At 63.4% G+C, this 14,783-nt stretch carries 16 protein-coding genes; 9 read left to right on the forward strand and 7 right to left on the reverse strand.

Annotated features, from left to right (window positions below):
- The 4 genes from V1277_RS18605 (at position 1) to V1277_RS18620 (ending at position 2,786) form a co-directional block, all read left to right on the forward strand.
- Positions 1 to 693, forward strand: a complete 693-nt coding sequence (locus V1277_RS18605) for an ABC transporter permease (RefSeq protein WP_334417566.1) — start codon at positions 1 to 3, stop codon at positions 691 to 693.
- Between the two features lie 2 nt (positions 694 to 695).
- Positions 696 to 1,418, forward strand: coding sequence for an ABC transporter ATP-binding protein (locus tag V1277_RS18610; protein WP_442894586.1), 723 nt, complete (start codon positions 696 to 698; stop codon positions 1,416 to 1,418).
- A gap of 97 nt (positions 1,419 to 1,515) precedes the next feature.
- Positions 1,516 to 2,343, forward strand: a complete 828-nt coding sequence (locus V1277_RS18615; RefSeq protein ID WP_334420404.1) for an extracellular solute-binding protein — start codon at positions 1,516 to 1,518, stop codon at positions 2,341 to 2,343.
- 143 nt (positions 2,344 to 2,486) lie between these two features.
- On the forward strand, positions 2,487 to 2,786 hold the full coding sequence (locus V1277_RS18620; protein WP_334417568.1) for a hypothetical protein: 300 nt from the start codon (positions 2,487 to 2,489) through the stop codon (positions 2,784 to 2,786).
- A gap of 70 nt (positions 2,787 to 2,856) precedes the next feature.
- Here the strand turns inward: V1277_RS18620 and V1277_RS18625 are convergent, their stop codons facing one another.
- Both V1277_RS18625 and V1277_RS18630 read right to left on the reverse strand, forming a co-directional pair.
- Entirely contained in the window at positions 2,857 to 3,546 is a 690-nt protein-coding gene (locus V1277_RS18625; RefSeq protein ID WP_334417569.1) for a lytic transglycosylase domain-containing protein, read from the reverse strand.
- Positions 3,515 to 3,892 (reverse strand): hypothetical protein, encoded by a 378-nt coding sequence (locus V1277_RS18630; RefSeq protein WP_334417570.1) that lies wholly within the window; start codon positions 3,890 to 3,892, stop codon positions 3,515 to 3,517. Before V1277_RS18630 ends, V1277_RS18625 begins: the two co-directional genes overlap by 32 nt.
- A gap of 122 nt (positions 3,893 to 4,014) precedes the next feature.
- Between V1277_RS18630 and V1277_RS18635 the strand changes: the two genes are divergently transcribed.
- The 3 genes from V1277_RS18635 to V1277_RS18645 all read left to right on the forward strand — a co-directional run bounded on the left by V1277_RS18635 (position 4,015) and on the right by V1277_RS18645 (position 6,651).
- The gene (locus V1277_RS18635) at positions 4,015 to 5,199 is read left to right on the forward strand and encodes an MFS transporter (protein WP_334417571.1); all 1,185 of its coding nucleotides are present in this window, start codon (positions 4,015 to 4,017) and stop codon (positions 5,197 to 5,199) included.
- A 57-nt stretch (positions 5,200 to 5,256) separates the two neighbouring features.
- Entirely contained in the window at positions 5,257 to 6,207 is a 951-nt protein-coding gene (locus V1277_RS18640) for an oxygenase MpaB family protein (RefSeq protein ID WP_334417572.1), read from the forward strand.
- 90 nt (positions 6,208 to 6,297) lie between these two features.
- On the forward strand, positions 6,298 to 6,651 hold the full coding sequence (locus V1277_RS18645) for a hypothetical protein (RefSeq protein WP_334417573.1): 354 nt from the start codon (positions 6,298 to 6,300) through the stop codon (positions 6,649 to 6,651).
- Here V1277_RS18645 and V1277_RS18650 read toward each other — a convergent pair.
- Positions 6,635 to 7,801, reverse strand: coding sequence for a Kelch repeat-containing protein (locus V1277_RS18650; protein WP_334417574.1), 1,167 nt, complete (start codon positions 7,799 to 7,801; stop codon positions 6,635 to 6,637). The two genes, V1277_RS18645 and V1277_RS18650, sit on opposite strands and share 17 nt — an antisense overlap.
- Positions 7,802 to 8,048: 247 nt before the next feature.
- On the opposite strand from V1277_RS18650, the gene V1277_RS18655 reads away from it, so the two are divergent.
- A complete protein-coding gene (locus tag V1277_RS18655; RefSeq protein WP_334417575.1) occupies positions 8,049 to 9,839 on the forward strand; it encodes a peptide ABC transporter substrate-binding protein in 1,791 nt (596 codons plus the stop codon).
- Between the two features lie 163 nt (positions 9,840 to 10,002).
- Here the strand turns inward: V1277_RS18655 and V1277_RS18660 are convergent, their stop codons facing one another.
- Positions 10,003 to 10,590 (reverse strand): TetR/AcrR family transcriptional regulator, encoded by a 588-nt coding sequence (locus V1277_RS18660; protein ID WP_334417576.1) that lies wholly within the window; start codon positions 10,588 to 10,590, stop codon positions 10,003 to 10,005.
- Between the two features lie 143 nt (positions 10,591 to 10,733).
- Here V1277_RS18660 and V1277_RS18665 point away from each other — a divergent pair, with 143 nt between their 5' ends.
- Entirely contained in the window at positions 10,734 to 11,450 is a 717-nt protein-coding gene (locus V1277_RS18665) for a hypothetical protein (RefSeq protein WP_334417577.1), read from the forward strand.
- Between the two features lie 193 nt (positions 11,451 to 11,643).
- Here V1277_RS18665 and V1277_RS18670 read toward each other — a convergent pair whose 3' ends face one another.
- The 3 genes from V1277_RS18670 to V1277_RS18680 all read right to left on the reverse strand — a co-directional run bounded on the left by V1277_RS18670 (position 11,644) and on the right by V1277_RS18680 (position 14,768).
- Entirely contained in the window at positions 11,644 to 12,372 is a 729-nt protein-coding gene (locus tag V1277_RS18670) for an SDR family NAD(P)-dependent oxidoreductase (RefSeq protein WP_334417578.1), read from the reverse strand.
- Between the two features lie 163 nt (positions 12,373 to 12,535).
- A complete protein-coding gene (locus V1277_RS18675; protein WP_334417579.1) occupies positions 12,536 to 13,453 on the reverse strand; it encodes an MBL fold metallo-hydrolase in 918 nt (305 codons plus the stop codon).
- A 109-nt stretch (positions 13,454 to 13,562) separates the two neighbouring features.
- Positions 13,563 to 14,768 (reverse strand): NAD(P)/FAD-dependent oxidoreductase, encoded by a 1,206-nt coding sequence (locus tag V1277_RS18680; RefSeq protein WP_334417580.1) that lies wholly within the window; start codon positions 14,766 to 14,768, stop codon positions 13,563 to 13,565.
- Between the last annotated feature and the right edge of the window lie 15 nt (positions 14,769 to 14,783).

Genomic DNA, 14,783 nt, shown 5'->3' on the forward strand with positions numbered 1-14,783 from the left:
ATGCCAGACGATCCGTCCGCCCTTCAACTTGTCCTCAGCGGCGATCCCGCGCTGTTCGCGATCGTGCGGCTGTCGCTCCATGTCAGCCTGTCTGCGGTGGCGCTGGCCGCGCTGATCGGCATTCCCTTGGGCGCCTGGATCGCGCTGACGAGATTTCCCGGCCGCCAGGGCGTCATCGTCCTGCTCAACGCGCTGATGGGCCTGCCGCCGGTCGTCGTCGGCCTCGCGGTGTATCTCGCGCTGTCGCGCTCCGGGCCGCTCGGCGCGTTCGGCCTGTTGTTCACCCCGAGCGCCATGATCGTCGCGCAGACCGTGCTGGTCACGCCGATCATCGCTGCGTTGACGCGCCAGACCATCGAGGATCTCTGGCTCGAATACCGCGACGAACTCACCGCGATGAACCTCGGGCCCCTCGGCCGCGTCATGGCGCTGATCTGGGACGCGCGCTTCAGCCTGGTCACCGCGCTGCTCGCCGGCTTCGGCCGCGCAGCCGCGGAGGTCGGCGCCATCATCATCGTCGGCGGCAACATCGAAGGCTTCACCCGCACCATGACGACGGCGATTGCGCTGGAGACTTCCAAGGGCGACCTGCCGCTCGCGGTCGGCCTCGGCCTCGTGCTGATTTCGATCGTGATCGCCGTCAACGCGCTGGCCTGGAGCGTGCGCCGCGCCGGCGAGCGATTGGCGGGATGACCATGCGCGCGCCCTCGAGCGAACTGCCGATCCAATTCCATGGCGTGACGGTTACGGCTGGCGGGGTCACGATCCTCGACGACATCGCGCTCACGCTGGCGCCGGGCCCGCCCACGGTGCTGATCGGCCCCAACGGCTCGGGGAAATCCACGCTGCTGCGTCTCGCGATGGGGCTGCTCGCGCCCTCGCGCGGGCGCATCACCTGGAGCGGGCTCGAACATGTCCCGCCGCTCAAGCGCGCGATCGTGTTTCAGCGCCCGGCGATGCTCCGGCGCAGCGCCGCCGCCAATCTCCGTTTTGCGCTCCGCGCCGCCGGCATCCCGCGCGCGGAACATGCGCGCCGCATCGCCGAGTTGCTCGAACTGGTCGGCTTGCACGCGCTTGCCGACCGCGCGGCGCGAAGGTTCTCCGGTGGCGAGCAGCAGCGGCTGGCGCTGGCGCGCGCGCTCGCGCGCGATCCGGCGGTGCTGTTTTTGGACGAGCCGACCGCGAGCCTCGACCCCATCGCCACCAAGGCGGTGGAAGACATCATCCGCACCGTGAGCGAGCGCAACATCAAGGTCGTGATGGCGACCCATGATCTCGGCGAAGCGCGCAGGCTCGCCGGCGAAGTCGTCATGCTTCACCGCGGCCGTATTGTCGAAACCGGTGCAGCCGCATCGTTCTTCGACGCGCCGCAAACCGCGGAGGCGAGGGCGTTCCTTGCCGGCGAACTATTGATTTAGCGCATGATCCGGACCCGGAGGGCCACGTGAGTGCAAAGTGGTCACCGGTTTTCCGAAAAGATCATGCGCAAACTAAAGAAGGAGGAAACAAATGAAGATGCTCACGCGCCGCTTGCTGGTTGCGGCGACCGCCGCCCTCGCATTCGCAAGCCACGCCATCGCGCAGGATAAATCGATCGTGGTGGCCTCGACCACCTCGACGCAGGATTCCGGCCTGTTCGGCCATATCCTGCCAATGTTCAAGGCCAGGACCGGCATCGACGTGAAGGTGGTGGCGCAGGGCACGGGACAAGCGCTCGATACCGGCCGCCGCGGCGATGCCGACGTCGTGTTCGTCCACGCCAAACCTGCGGAAGAGAAATTCGTGTCCGAAGGTTTTGGCGTCAGGCGCCATCCCGTGATGTACAACGACTTCATCCTCATCGGCCCGAAGAGCGATCCCGCCGGCATCAAGGGCTCGAAGGACATCGTTGCTGCGCTCTCCGCGATCAAGGCCAAGGCTGCCGATTTCATCTCGCGCGGCGACAAGTCCGGCACGCATCAGGCCGAGCTCAATCTCTGGAAGGTCGCCGGCATCGACATCGCCAAGGACAAGGGCCCCTGGTACAAGGAGATCGGGCAGGGCATGGGCGCTGCGCTCAACACCGCCTCGGCCTCGAACGCCTATGTGCTCGCCGATCGCGGCACCTGGTTGTCGTTCAAGAATCGCGGCGACCTCGGAATCGCCGTCGAAGGCGACAAGCGCCTGTTCAACCAGTACGGCGTCATGCTGGTGAATCCGGAAAAGCATCCGAGCGTCAAGAAGGATCTCGGCCAGCAATTCATCGACTGGCTGGTATCACCTGAGGGACAGAAGGCAATCGCCGGCTACAAGATCGACGGCGAGCAGTTGTTCTATCCCAACGCCAGCGATTCCGGCGCGTGATGCGCGGCTGTCGCAGGAACTGCCGTTCATATTCATGAATGTTTGTTCAAGGAGCTGTCGCAGACGTAATGTCGCAGACAGGAACGTGCGCGTGGTGCGGTGATTAGACTCGGTAGAGTCGACACAATCACTGGAGTTCGATGATGAAAAAACTAGCCATCGTATTTGCCGTTGGTGCTGCTGCGCTGATCGGCGGTTCCGCCGCCAACGCCGCCGACAATGCGGTGAAGGCGAAACCTGCGACGGACACCGTGCAGTCCTCTACTGACTTCAGCGCCCATCGCCGCCACTGGCGTCATCGGCACTGGGGCTACCACCGGCACTATCGCCCGTACTACGATAGCTACGGCTACTACGCGCCGCGCCGGTACGGGCACTACGGTCCCCGCTATTACGGCGGCGGTCCCGGCGTAACCTTCAGCTTCGGCACCGGCCGCTGGTAAGACAGCCGGCGAGAAAAAAGCCCGCAGCAATGCGGGCTTTTTGCGTGCCAACTGGCGGGTCGATCCGAGCCTACAATTCCCGCGATGCCTTCGATGACTTTGTCCGGTTGCCGCTGCCGGCGGCCGACGCAACGCGGGTGGCGGATTGCTTGCCGGGCTTCCGTGTCGCAGCCTTTGCTGCCAGCCGGGTTACCCGGGTTTTTGCATTCCGGAACGCCGTACGTACGGCCCTTGCGGTTCGGCTTGCAACAACTCGCCGCTTTTTGAGAGCCGCGTGGCTCTCTTCGGCAACATCAGCCTTTAGCACCATTCCGCTGATGGAAGGCGCCAGATCGACCGGAATTTCGGCGATCTGGTCTTCCTTCGACAGGCCACCGACTCCTTCACATGGCGCCTTATCCGGAAGGTCCGTCGGCATGTGGACAGTATTGTTTGCGTCCGTCCAGGCCTCCGCCTTGTTGCCGGTAATGATCTTGACGTAAGCGCGCGTTTCCTTCGGCAAGGCGCCGCGCCGCGATAGCCACTTCGCGATCCTGCCGCCGCCCGCGTTGTACGCTGCCGCCGCAAGCCCGAGATTTCCGAACTGATCATGAAGCTTGCGAAGAAATCTTGCCGACGCAGGAATCGCCTGCAGCGGATCGAACGGGTCTTTCAAGCCCATTTCGACCGCCGTTCGCGGCATGAATTGCGCAATGCCCTGCGCGCCTGCCGAACTGACCTCCGCCGCTTTAAACCTGCTTTCCTGCCAGAGCAGGCGCACGAAGAAACCCGATCGGAATATCGTGTTCCTCGGCGGCAGTCCTGACCGCCTCGCAGATCGGGTTCGCTGGCGCGGCCTCCTCCTTTATCGAGGCGACCGCATGAGCCGCGGCATCTGCTGTCGTTGCCGACTCGTACGGCGCCGTGACGACGTTTGTTGCGCCCGGTTCTTGTGAATGCTCGACCGACGCGGTCACAGTTCCTGTGTGAGAATTCGATGTCGAGGCGGGTTCCGATTGCGCTTCGGCGACAACGAAAGATAGTCCCGATACTGACCTGATGTTGGAACTTTCAAAATCCACCGCGACTACGAACACAGCAATCACGGCGGCGAAAAGATATCGCATCAACTTCCATCCATTTGTGAGAAGGCCGGTCGGATAGAAGTTGGATGTGGAGATTTCGCGGATGAACTACGGCAGAGCAGTGTTCTTTGTGGCCGTAATTCTACCGAGGGGAACTTTCAGAAATGCGCGTTCCTGGGCCGGTCGCCTACATCGCTCTTTACGCCGCGTTGTACGCGGCGTTCGGCGTGGCATCGCCGTTCTGGCCGAAGTTTTTTGAAACCAGAGCGCTCACGTTCGAGCAGATCGGCTTGATACTGGCGGTTGCGTTGCTGGCGCGTCTTGTCGCCGGTCCACTCGTCGGGATGTTTGCAGACTTCCTGCAATCGTTGCGCCTCGTGCTCGCATTCTGCGCCGCCCTGGCAGCAGCAACGGCTGTGGCGTTGCTGTCGGCCGATGGCTTCTGGCTGTTGCTGCTTCTGGCGCTGGATCAAGCGGTGGCACTGGCTCCTACGACGTCGATGGCCGACGCGTTGTCGGTCAACGCGGCCAGGCCGCAGATCGCGGGGCGGCTGTTCGAATATGGCTGGATCCGCGGTTCGGCATCGGCGGCTTTCGTCTGCGGTACGCTGCTCATCGGGCAACTCATCACGTCTACTGACCTGACGCGTGTGGTCTGGCTGAACGCGGCCCTGCTTGTCGCTGCCGCTGGGGCAACCGCGCTGGTGCCCAGGGTTTCAGCTCCATCGGCGCCGCATGCCGGCGCATCGCAGCTAGCGAGCGAGGTTCGTGGCCTCCTCGGGATCGCGCGATTCCGAATCCTGATCCTCGTCTCGGCTCTGATCTATGGCAGCCACGCCATGCATGACGCCTTTGCGGTGATCCGATGGAGCAATGCCGGAATAGACACCTCCGTCATAAGCGTCCTGTGGTCGGAGGCCGTCGCCGCAGAAGTCATCGTGTTCTTTCTGATCGGCCCGGCCTTGCTCAACCGGTTCGGCGCGCGTGGTGCGGCGGCGTTGGCGGCAGCAGGTGGAATCATCCGCTGGTCGGTTGCGGGGACGACGACTTCCGTCGTGGCGCTCGCGATGGTGCAGCCGCTGCACGGGTTGACGTTCGCACTGCTGCATCTTTCTTGCATGCGGTTGATGGCAGCTCTTGTCCCCGCCAGAATGGCCGCAACGGCTCAGGCAATCTATGCGTTTGGTTCAGGCGTGGTGACGGCCGCACTGACGCTGCTTTCAGGGCTTTTCTATGCCAGGTATGGCGGAGGGGCGTTCGTTGCGATGGCTGTGCTTTGCGGCCTCGCGTTGCCGCTCGCCTGGTTTGGCTTTACCGATGCTCGGGATATTTCTGCCCGCGCACGCTGAGTTGCGGTAGAATCTGCGTCGCGAAAAACAGGTCGATCTCTCTCGAAGGTTTGCCAATTGGTCTCGGAAAGCGATCTAGACGCTACTCTCGATGCCGTCAGGGCCGGCGCTGCCGGGCCGGCTGAGGGCATTTTTGGCCCGGCGTCGATGACGTGGCGGATCGACAGGGAAGCCGTGATCTTTCTGGGAGCCGGGCGCGCCTTGCTGCTTCAACTTGCGCATCCCTGGGTCGCGACCGCTATTGCCGAGCACTCGCGCACCTTTACCGATCCGGTCGGCCGCTTTCATCGAACCTTTGAGCTGATGTTTACAATGGTGTTCGGTTCGCTCGACGGCGCGACTGCCGCGGCCCGGCGTCTGCATCGGCGGCACGCGATGATCTCCGGCGTGTTGCCCGAAACGGCCGGCCGCTTCGACGAAGGGTCATCCTACAATGCCAACGACATCGCCGCGCTGCGCTGGGTTCACGCCACCCTCGTCGAAACTGCCGCCATCGCGCACGACCTCGTCTTGCCTCCGCTCTCGCCCGAAGAGCGCGAGCAATATTGGGCCGAAAGCCGGCTGTTCGGCGCATTGTTCGGGCTGAGACCTGCGGACCTGCCGGCGGATTGGTCATCCTTCGCCGACTACAACGCCGCGATGGCTCGATCGGATACCTTGTCCGTCAGCACCGCGGCGCGTGACGCGGCCCACCACATCTTGACCGGTGCACGTCCGTGGTTGCGGCCGCCGCGCTGGTACGTGGCTCTGAGCGCACAGATGTTGCCCGAGCGGCTGCGCACAGGCTTCGGCTTCGATCTCGACGAACGCGATCAGAAGGCCGCGGATCGCGCGCTCAAGTGGATACGCCGCTTATATCCGCACCTGCCGACCCGCCTCCGCTACGTCGGCCCCTATCACGAAGCGCAGGCGCGGCTGCAGGGAAAGCCGCGGCTCGAGCTGGCCACCCGGTGGCTCAATCGGGCGTGGACCGGACGACCGCGGCTGGATGACAGGCAGGAGAAGTGAGGCCGATGGGCATCGGCGCATCATTTGCGGTAAGAGATCTGCCCACCGATTCCGGAAAACGAAACCTTGCAGAACTGGATTTTGAGACCGATGGACGAGGACGACCCGAGTGACGAGATTTCGCGGATCGAAGCGCGGCTCGAGGAGCTGACCGAGGTCGCCGAGCGGTGCCGCAAGATCACCCTGGTTTCGAAGTCGGTAATCGCCGCTGGAGCCGGATTGATGCTCGTCACGATGCTTGGCCTGCTCGGGTCCAATCAGGTCGCAGCGCTCGGCTCGATTGCCGCGGTGCTGGGCGGCATCGTGTCGCTCGGCTCGAACGTCAGCACCTTGCGGCAGACCATGGCCGCCATCAGCGAGGCCGAGGCGCTTCGTTCCGATCTGATCGGCAGGATCGACCTTCGCGTGGTCGGCGACGAGATCGCAATCAAGCCGCCAGCGTAAACGCCTCGTGCACGGACGACTGGACCGCGCCGCCCGTTACCGCGCCTCCGCCCGCAACGTAGATGGTATCGCCGATCGTCGTGGCGCCGACCGCGTGCCGCGGTGTCAGCATCGGCGCATGAGATTGCCAAGTGTTCGTTTGCGGATCGTAACTCTCCATCTGACCGAATACGACGCCTTGCGAGATCTGGCCTCTGTCCTGCACGCCGTATTCGCCGCCCATCGCGAACAAGCGGTCGCGGTAGACGACGAGGCCATGGCCCGAACGCGCCGTAGGCAGCGGCGCGCGCTCCTTCCAGGTGTCTGATACGGGCAGGTAAACGTGATGAAGATCGGTGTTGTATTCGAAGGTGTTGAAGCGACCGCCGATGATATGGATCATGCCGTTATAGGCGACGGCGCCGACATGGTCGCGCGCGGCGGGGAGCGCTTTCCGGGTTTCCCACTTGTCGGTTTGCGGATCATAGACCTCATGCCAGCCGACGCTGGCGCGCTCGTTGGTGGGCGCGCCGGCGCCGCCGATAAGATGGATCTTACCATCGAGTGCGACTGCCGCGGCAGCGCCACGCGAGCGCGGCAAAGGCGCGATCGTCGTCCACTTGTCGGCAGCCACGTCGTAGAAAAACGCATTCGGATCCGGATTGCGATTCTGCTCGATGAATCCACCGAGCGCGTAGACGCGCCCCGCATCCGCCACGACGGCAACATGGTTGGCGCCGCGCGGCAATGGCGCGGCGTTGAACCATCGATCGTCCTTCGGATCGTAAACATGGTGATAGGCGCGATCGACACGGCCTTCGCCATAGCCGCCGACAATATGCATGCGCCCCGCCCAGGCGGTGGCCCAGGCCATTTCGCTTCGCGGCAGCGGCAACGCCGCCTTCGGCGTCCAGCGCCCCTGCGGGCCCTGCGGCGCCGGACTGTCCACCTTTCGCTGGGCGATCTGCTCGGTGGTGAGGTGATGCGGCGTGCCGCCCTGAAGCCGGGTGAACGGATCGGAGGAGGGGGCTGCTTCAGGCAGCGCTGCGCCTGAGGGCGTGCCATGGCCCGCATGCTGGGCGAGTGCCGGCACGCAACCGACTGTCGCGCCGGCAGCCGCGGCAACGAAAGCTCTCCTGTTCAGACGCGGCAGATCGGATGTCGACGACATGAGAGCTCCTCAGCTAAAGTGGCTGGATCATCAAAGGTTGTAACAAAGCCTAGCCCGGTCAAGACAACAAAGCCGGGAACTGTCGCGCCGATGCACTCAATTGCAGGTGATGCTTGACGGGACTTGGCTGACGGGACTTGGCGTGACGGGGTGGCCCCGGATCCTGCTTTGACAGGCCCGCGCTGACCTGATCCATTTCCTTGATTGAAAGTGACGAGGCATTTCGTACCAGTGAGGAGCCGGCCCCATGAAAGAACGGGAACTTCGAGACCTGATTGCAGACGTCAAGACCGGCCGGCTGTCGCGGCGGACCTTTGTCCAGCGAATGATCGCCGCAGGTCTTACGGCGCCGATTGCCGGGATGATGCTGAGCCAGTCGGGTGTCGCGATGGCTGCGACCGCGCTTCCCTACAAGCCGACCAAGGCCGGCGGCGGCGGCGTGCTGAAACTGATGTATTGGCAGGCCATCACCCTGCTCAATCCCCATTTCGCCGTCGGCACCAAGGACCAGGAAGGCTGCCGGATCTTTTACGAGCCGCTGGCGGGATGGGACGGCGACGGCAATCTGGTCCCGATCCTCGCTGCCGAGGTTCCTAGCAAGGAGAATCATGGATTGTCCGAGGACGGCCGCTCGGTGGTCTGGAAGCTGAAACGCGGCGTCAAATGGCATGACGGCATGCCGTTCACGGCCGACGATGTCGTCTTCACCTGGGAATATGCCAAAACACCGGAGACCGCGGCGGTCTCGATTGCCAACTACAAGGACATCACGGTCGAGAAGATCGACGAGTTCACCGTCCGCCTCACCTTTGCCAAGCCGACGCCGTTCTGGGCCGATGCCTTTGTTGGCAATTACGGCATGATCATCCCGAAGCATCTGTTCAAGGATTACGTCGGCGCCAAGTCGCGCGAGGCGCCGAACAATCTGAAGCCGGTCGGCACCGGCCCCTATCTGTTCGCGGATTTCAAGCCGGGCGACATGCTCCGCGGCAAGATCAATCCCAACTACCACGTCGTCAACCGGCCGCATTTCGATGAGGTGGAGGTCAAGGGCGGCGGCGACGCGGTGTCGGCGGCGCGCGCGGTGCTGCAGTCCGGCGAATACGACTATGCCTGGAACATGCTGGTCGAAGAGGATATCCTGCTGAGGCTGGAAGCCGCCGGAAAGGGCAGGGTGAACATCACCCCGTCAGGCAATGTCGAATTCATACAGCTCAACTCGACTGATCCCGCGGTCGAGGTCGACGGCGAGCGCGCCAGCATCAAGACCAAACATCCGCTGTTCAGCGACCCGGCCGTGCGCCAGGCCATCAATCTCCTGATCGATCGCGCGTCGATCGAGAAACACATCTATGGCCGCACGGCGCGGGCTACCGCGAACTTCCTCAACAACCCGGAACGCTTCCGGTCGAAGAACACCAAATTCGAGTTCAACATCGAGAAGGCCAACCAGATCCTCGAGGCCGCCGGCTGGAAAAAGGGCGGCGACGGCATTCGCGCCAAGGACGGCAAGCGGCTGAAGTTCGTGTTCCAGACCTCGATCAATGCGCCCAGGCAGAAGACCCAGGCCATCGTCAAGCAGGCGTGCCAGAAAGCGGGCATCGACGTCGAACTGAAGTCGGTGGTGGGATCGGTGTTCTTCTCCTCCGACGCCGCCAATCCCGACACCTACACGCATTTCTATTGCGACGCGCAGATGTACAACACCACCATGCCGCAGGCCGATCCGCAGTTCTTCATGAACCAGTATGTGTCGTGGCAGGTGGCGAACAAGGAAAACAAGTGGCAGGGGCGCAATGTCTCGCGCTGGCAAAGCAAGGAATACGACGAGATCTACAAGCAGGCCGAGCGGGAGCTCGACGCGGTGAAGCGCGCGGCGCTGTTCATCAAGCTCAACGACCTCGTGGTGTCAGACAATCACATCCAACCCATCGTCTCCCGCACCCGGGTCGCCGCGCTCAGTGGCAAGCTGACCGCGCATATCTCCGGCTGGGACAACGATCTGTGGCAGCTCGCGAGCTGGTATCGGGAGGCGTGAGAGCGGAACATCGGATGTGCCGGTGTAGACAATTACAGTGCTCCTAAATCGCAGGTGATGCCAGCAAAGGCAGGAATTATGGTCAGTGCTGGACTGCACCCCTGGAATGAGACACGATAATTTCTGTGACAGTGCGGGAGGTCGCAACCGCAAGGCATGGATTCTACCGTTGGCGGCCGTCCGAGACGATGGCCCGCCCAATGCCCTGCATCACCAGATGACGGAAAATGGCGTTCGCCTCGGAAGGCGCCAGTTTCGGCCGCTTCTCGAGGCACCATGTCAGTGTTGTCAGAAACGTGCCTACAACGAATTGCAGCATCAGTTCGCGCGGCACCGCACCATCGTCGCCGATCGTCGTCAATTCCTCCTTCACCAGTTCGGAAAGGACGCGGCGGATTTCGTTGACGGCGATGATGCTGCCCTTTCCTCCCAACAGGGCACGATAAACATCCCGGTAGGCGCAAGCATGCTCGAACATCGCGAGGCTGAATGTCAGTGGCGGATCCCGCTCGCCGCCATGCCGCACGCCTTGTCGTGCGGCTTTCAACTCGCTGCGAAGCCGCTCGAAGCCGCCGCGGAGGAGAGCGTCCTTACTGCGGTAGTGGGCGTAGAAAGTTGCGCGGCCAATATCGGCCTCGTCGATGATCTCCTGCACGGTTAGGGCATCAAAGCCCTTGCGCATGATCAGCCGGATCAGTGCCTCGTGAAGCGTTCGCCGCGTGCGCGCGACGCGCCGGTCGATCTCTCCCATTTCTCACCCTTTTCCGAACTCGTGCCGTCGATCGTTCGGTAACGAACGGCGGGTCACGGGCTGTCTGTTGTTTCGAACATGATGTTCACTATCATACGCCGGGTTCGGTTGTGACGCAGCAGCAAATGCTCCGGGAGGTCATCATGCTCGATATCGTCGCGGCGATTTTTGCCACCGCGTATTGCGCGGCTCAGGCGGGTCTGTTGATTGGCCCTGCGTTCCTTCGCGGAGCAACCAAGATTGCCCTTTTTGCTGCGACGGCGGTGTGGCTCGCAGCCGTCGTCGCAGTCTATGGGCTGGGAGTCCTCTCGCCCGGGGCTCTTGGCCCGTTTCCGGTCAACCTCGTGCCATTCACCCTTTTTCTTGCGATCCTGTTTGGAGCCTGGGTGCTGATCCCGCAGGCGCGCGACGCATTGCTGTCGGTTCCAATGCCAGCCCTGGTGGCGGTGCATGCCGGCCGTGTCGCCGGCGTGTTCTTCTTGCTTCTCTATTTCGACGGGCGGCTATCGGCGCCGTTCGCGCCGGTCGCCGCTATTGGCGACATCATTACGGGCGCCATAGCGCTCTTGCTCGTGCCGTTGCTGGTACTTGGGGTCAAAATGCCGAAGCTATGGCTCGGCGCCTGGAACGCGTTCGGACTGCTCGATCTGCTTACCGCTCTCACTCTTGCGATGCTGTCAGTCCCCGGCACACCATTCCGCGTGTTCACGGAAGGGCCGGGCACGCTCGTCATGGGGACGTTGCCCTGGATCTTCGTGCCCGCGATGCTGGTTCCTGTCGATCTCCTGGTCCACGTTGTGATCATGACCAAGCTCAGGTCTGCCCCTCGTGTGCTCGGGGCGATGGCGATGGCTAGTTGAGCGTACGCGAGGGACCTCAATGACCGAAGCCAGCGAAGCGATCAGCACGCCTCCTGTGCAACCGGACGGCCGTGTATTCCGGTGGGCGTTTGCATACGACGTTCTGCTACGCGTCATTTGGGAAATACGGTCCAGTGCACTTAATCGGAAAGAGCAGTAAATTAGGTCGGGACCGCAATTGGCAGCGCGGAAACTAAGCCAGTCCCAAGCCGCCATCGACGGCGAGAACCTGGCCCGTCAGCCATTGCGAGGCGGGGCCCGCAAGCTGGACAATCCATTCCGCGATGTCGTCGGGCACGCCGCGCCGACCGAGCGGAATCCGTGCGCGCTCGTCTTCCTTGACGGCTTCTGCCTGTTCCGCAGATAGCCCCATCATCCCGGTCAAGGCGCCGGATTCCGTGGGCCCGGCCGCGACCGCATTCACCCTTATTCCGAGCGGCGCGAGTTCTAGCGCCCAGCAGCGGGTCAGGTGTTCCAGCGCCGCCTTGCTGGCGGCGTAGTGGGATAGTCCCGCCGCCGGCCGGTGACCGAAGGTCGAGGAGATGTTGATGATGGTGCCCTGCGTCGCCTTCAGGTGAGGAAGGGCGGCGCGGGCCAGCAGGCTCGGACCGAGCACATTGACGGAAAAGATGTCTATGATCCGATCGGCTGTCGCATCCGATAACGGAAGGATGGCGCCCGCGCCGGCGTTGTTGACGAGCGCATCCACTCGGCCCCAGTTGTCGACCGCCGTGGCGATGGTCCGCTTGGCGTCTTCAGCAGAGGCGGTATTCGCAACGATGCCCGCGATATTCTTATGCTCCGCCACCGTTTGCTCGACGGGGCCGGCGCGGCGGCCGGTGATGAGCACCTTGTCGCCCTGGTTGGCGAAACGGAGCGCGGCCGCCCGACCGATGCCGGAGCTGCCGCCCGTTATGATCATGACTTTTTCGTTCTGCATGTTCGTTCGACTCATCTGTAAAGGTTCGAAGTTGGTCAAAGCGGGCATAACGACCGCTTCGGTTTCAGCGGCTCAGTGGTTGCGAGGTATTGAACCAGGGCGCCAATTCATACGCGCCCTGGTTCGGCCTTAAGCCAACGAGCGGTCAGTAGTCCCAGAAGACCGGTACGAAACGGAAGGCGTCGCCGTCGGCCGCCACCCGGCCGATGGACGGGAACGGCAGGTGAGTGGCCACCAGCATCTCGCCGCTCTTAGCCAGGTCCCGCAAAAGACGGACCCGAACGCGCGCCGCCTCTTCGGGGTCGTGTTCGAAACCGTTGTGCCAGTCGGGCTGCTCGAACCCGACAGTAAACACTGCGTCGCCGGCGAACGTCAGCCCATCGCCGCCGGACGCCACGCGGACCACGCTGTGCCCGGGGGTGTGACCGCCGGTGCGACGGGCGACCACGCCCGGCGCAATCTCGTGCTCCTCATCGAACGTCCGCAGGTTGCTCCCGTACTCGCTCACGAACCGCTTGGCGGCCGACCGAAGCGCATCCGGGAAACCCTGCGGCATGGAGGTGTGGGAGAAATCGGGCGACTCCCAGAACTTGACCTCGGCGGCCGCCACGTGGATCCGCAGGTCTTTACGCAGTCGCTCCTTCACCCCCTCGACGAGCAGCCCGCCAATGTGGTCCATGTGCATGTGGGTCAGCACCAGGTCGGTCACGGACCCAAGATCGATGCCGGCGGCCTCCAGTCGCTTGATCAACTGGCCGGCCCGCGGCAAGTTCAAGTCCGGATCGGACCCTAGTCCAGCGTCAATGAGGATGGTCTTGCCGCCGCTACGCACCACGACCACGTTCAGCGCCCAGTCGAACGCGTCCTGCGGCAGGAACATGTCTTTCAGCCAGGCCGCGCGGTCGGCCGGGTCGGCGTTGTGTCCCAACATTTGGGTTGGGAGCGGCAGCACGCCATCGCTGACCACCAGCACGTCAATGTCGCCGACCTTCAGCGCGTAGCGCGACGGAACGAGCTCTTCGGGTCCCGATGTAACGGGGTATGAGGTGTTATGCAGGTTCATGTTCGTCTCCTGTTTCATGGTAAGGATGCCTGGTTGGTCTTGGTTCTGGCTGGTCTTGGTTGAGCAGGCCGCGCAGCCAGGGGAGCGCGGCCGCCATCGCTTGGGGCGTCTAGAGGTTGGTCACCCGCTCCGGATCGGCCGACGCGAGCGCCGCGGCGCGCTCGGCGCGGGGCGGGTAGATCCAGACAGTATTGATCTCCTGCTTGGTCTTCTTGGCGACGTCGCCGACCATCTCGACCTTGCGCTCCCAGCCGCGCGTGAACAGAGCGCCGGCTTCGCCGAGGTCGAGGCAGGTGACGTAGGCCTTCTGGTGATACGGCCTGGTCGGAATGCCCAGGAGTTCGGCGACGGCATTGTTGCCGGCAAAGGCGCCCATCCGCGTGGCGTGCTGGCACGACATCAGCGCGTAGTTGCCTTCGTCGTCGCATGCGGCCCGCGCAGCATCGCCGGTGGCGAAGACGCCGGCGACACCCGGCACGCGCAGATCGCGATCCACCAGCAGCCGGCCGAAATTGTCGCGCTCGGTGGGAATCTGCGCCGTCAACGGCGCGGCGCGAATGCCGGCCGCCCAGACCACTGTCTCGGTTTCGATGTGTTCGCCGGTCGACAGGGTGACGCCGGATTTTTCGAGCGAGGCGACGCCAGCCCCGAGCCGGGTCTCTACGCCGAGCTTGCGCAACGCTTCCTCGATCACTGGGCGAGGGCCTTCGCCCATGTCGGGAGCGATCGCACTGTTGCGGTCGACGATGATCACGCGCGTCTTGGCGTCCTTGCCAAGGATTTCGCGCAAGCGCGCGGGCAGCTCGGTTGCTGCCTCGATGCCGGTGAAGCCGCCGCCGGCGACGACGACCGTATCGCGCCCGTTGATGGCCGGCCGGTCGGCCAGGCTGTGTAGATGCTTGTCGAGCGCGATTGCGTCATCGAGCGAGTCAACACTGAAGCCGTGCTCGGCAAGGCCCGGAATGTTGGGGCGGAACAGGCGGCTGCCGGTGGCCACCACGAGACGGTCGTAGGACAGAGTCTTTCGCGAGCCCTTTGGAGTCGTGATCTGCACCGTTCGAGCATCGGTGTTGATCGTCTCGGCGCTGCCCTGGATGTAGTCGACGTCGATCGCCTTGAGGACGTCAAGCAGCGGCGCGGTCAGGGTTTCCGGCTTCGGCTCATAGAGCCGCGGGCGGACCACCAGCATCGGCTCCGGTGCGATCAGTGCGATTTCGAGATCGTCAGGCGAAACGCCCTGAATGTCGCGCAGCCGGGCGGAGGAAAGGGCGGCGTACATGCCGGCGAAGCCGGCGCCAATGATGACTAGTCGCATGTGATCTACTCCTGT

The sequence above is a fragment of the Bradyrhizobium sp. AZCC 1588 genome (genome assembly GCF_036924735.1).
GTDB lineage: Bacteria > Pseudomonadota > Alphaproteobacteria > Rhizobiales > Xanthobacteraceae > Bradyrhizobium.

Bases quoted from the DNA above. Each gene is read 5' to 3' on its own strand.
- V1277_RS18655 (WP_334417575.1), top strand. From the start codon at position 8,049: ATGAAAGAACGGGAACTTCGAGACCTGATTGCAGACGTCAAGACCGGC.
- V1277_RS18645 (WP_334417573.1), top strand. From the start codon at position 6,298: ATGGACGAGGACGACCCGAGTGACGAGATTTCGCGGATCGAAGCGCGG.
- V1277_RS18650 (WP_334417574.1), bottom strand. From the start codon at position 7,801: ATGTCGTCGACATCCGATCTGCCGCGTCTGAACAGGAGAGCTTTCGTT.
- V1277_RS18635 (WP_334417571.1), top strand. From the start codon at position 4,015: ATGCGCGTTCCTGGGCCGGTCGCCTACATCGCTCTTTACGCCGCGTTG.
- V1277_RS18665 (WP_334417577.1), top strand. From the start codon at position 10,734: ATGCTCGATATCGTCGCGGCGATTTTTGCCACCGCGTATTGCGCGGCT.
- V1277_RS18675 (WP_334417579.1), bottom strand. From the start codon at position 13,453: ATGAACCTGCATAACACCTCATACCCCGTTACATCGGGACCCGAAGAG.
- V1277_RS18615 (WP_334420404.1), top strand. From the start codon at position 1,516: ATGCTCACGCGCCGCTTGCTGGTTGCGGCGACCGCCGCCCTCGCATTC.
- V1277_RS18620 (WP_334417568.1), top strand. From the start codon at position 2,487: ATGAAAAAACTAGCCATCGTATTTGCCGTTGGTGCTGCTGCGCTGATC.
- V1277_RS18610 (WP_442894586.1), top strand. From the start codon at position 696: ATGCGCGCGCCCTCGAGCGAACTGCCGATCCAATTCCATGGCGTGACG.
- V1277_RS18660 (WP_334417576.1), bottom strand. From the start codon at position 10,590: ATGGGAGAGATCGACCGGCGCGTCGCGCGCACGCGGCGAACGCTTCAC.
- V1277_RS18630 (WP_334417570.1), bottom strand. From the start codon at position 3,892: ATGCGATATCTTTTCGCCGCCGTGATTGCTGTGTTCGTAGTCGCGGTG.
- V1277_RS18680 (WP_334417580.1), bottom strand. From the start codon at position 14,768: ATGCGACTAGTCATCATTGGCGCCGGCTTCGCCGGCATGTACGCCGCC.
- V1277_RS18605 (WP_334417566.1), top strand. From the start codon at position 1: ATGCCAGACGATCCGTCCGCCCTTCAACTTGTCCTCAGCGGCGATCCC.
- V1277_RS18670 (WP_334417578.1), bottom strand. From the start codon at position 12,372: ATGATCATAACGGGCGGCAGCTCCGGCATCGGTCGGGCGGCCGCGCTC.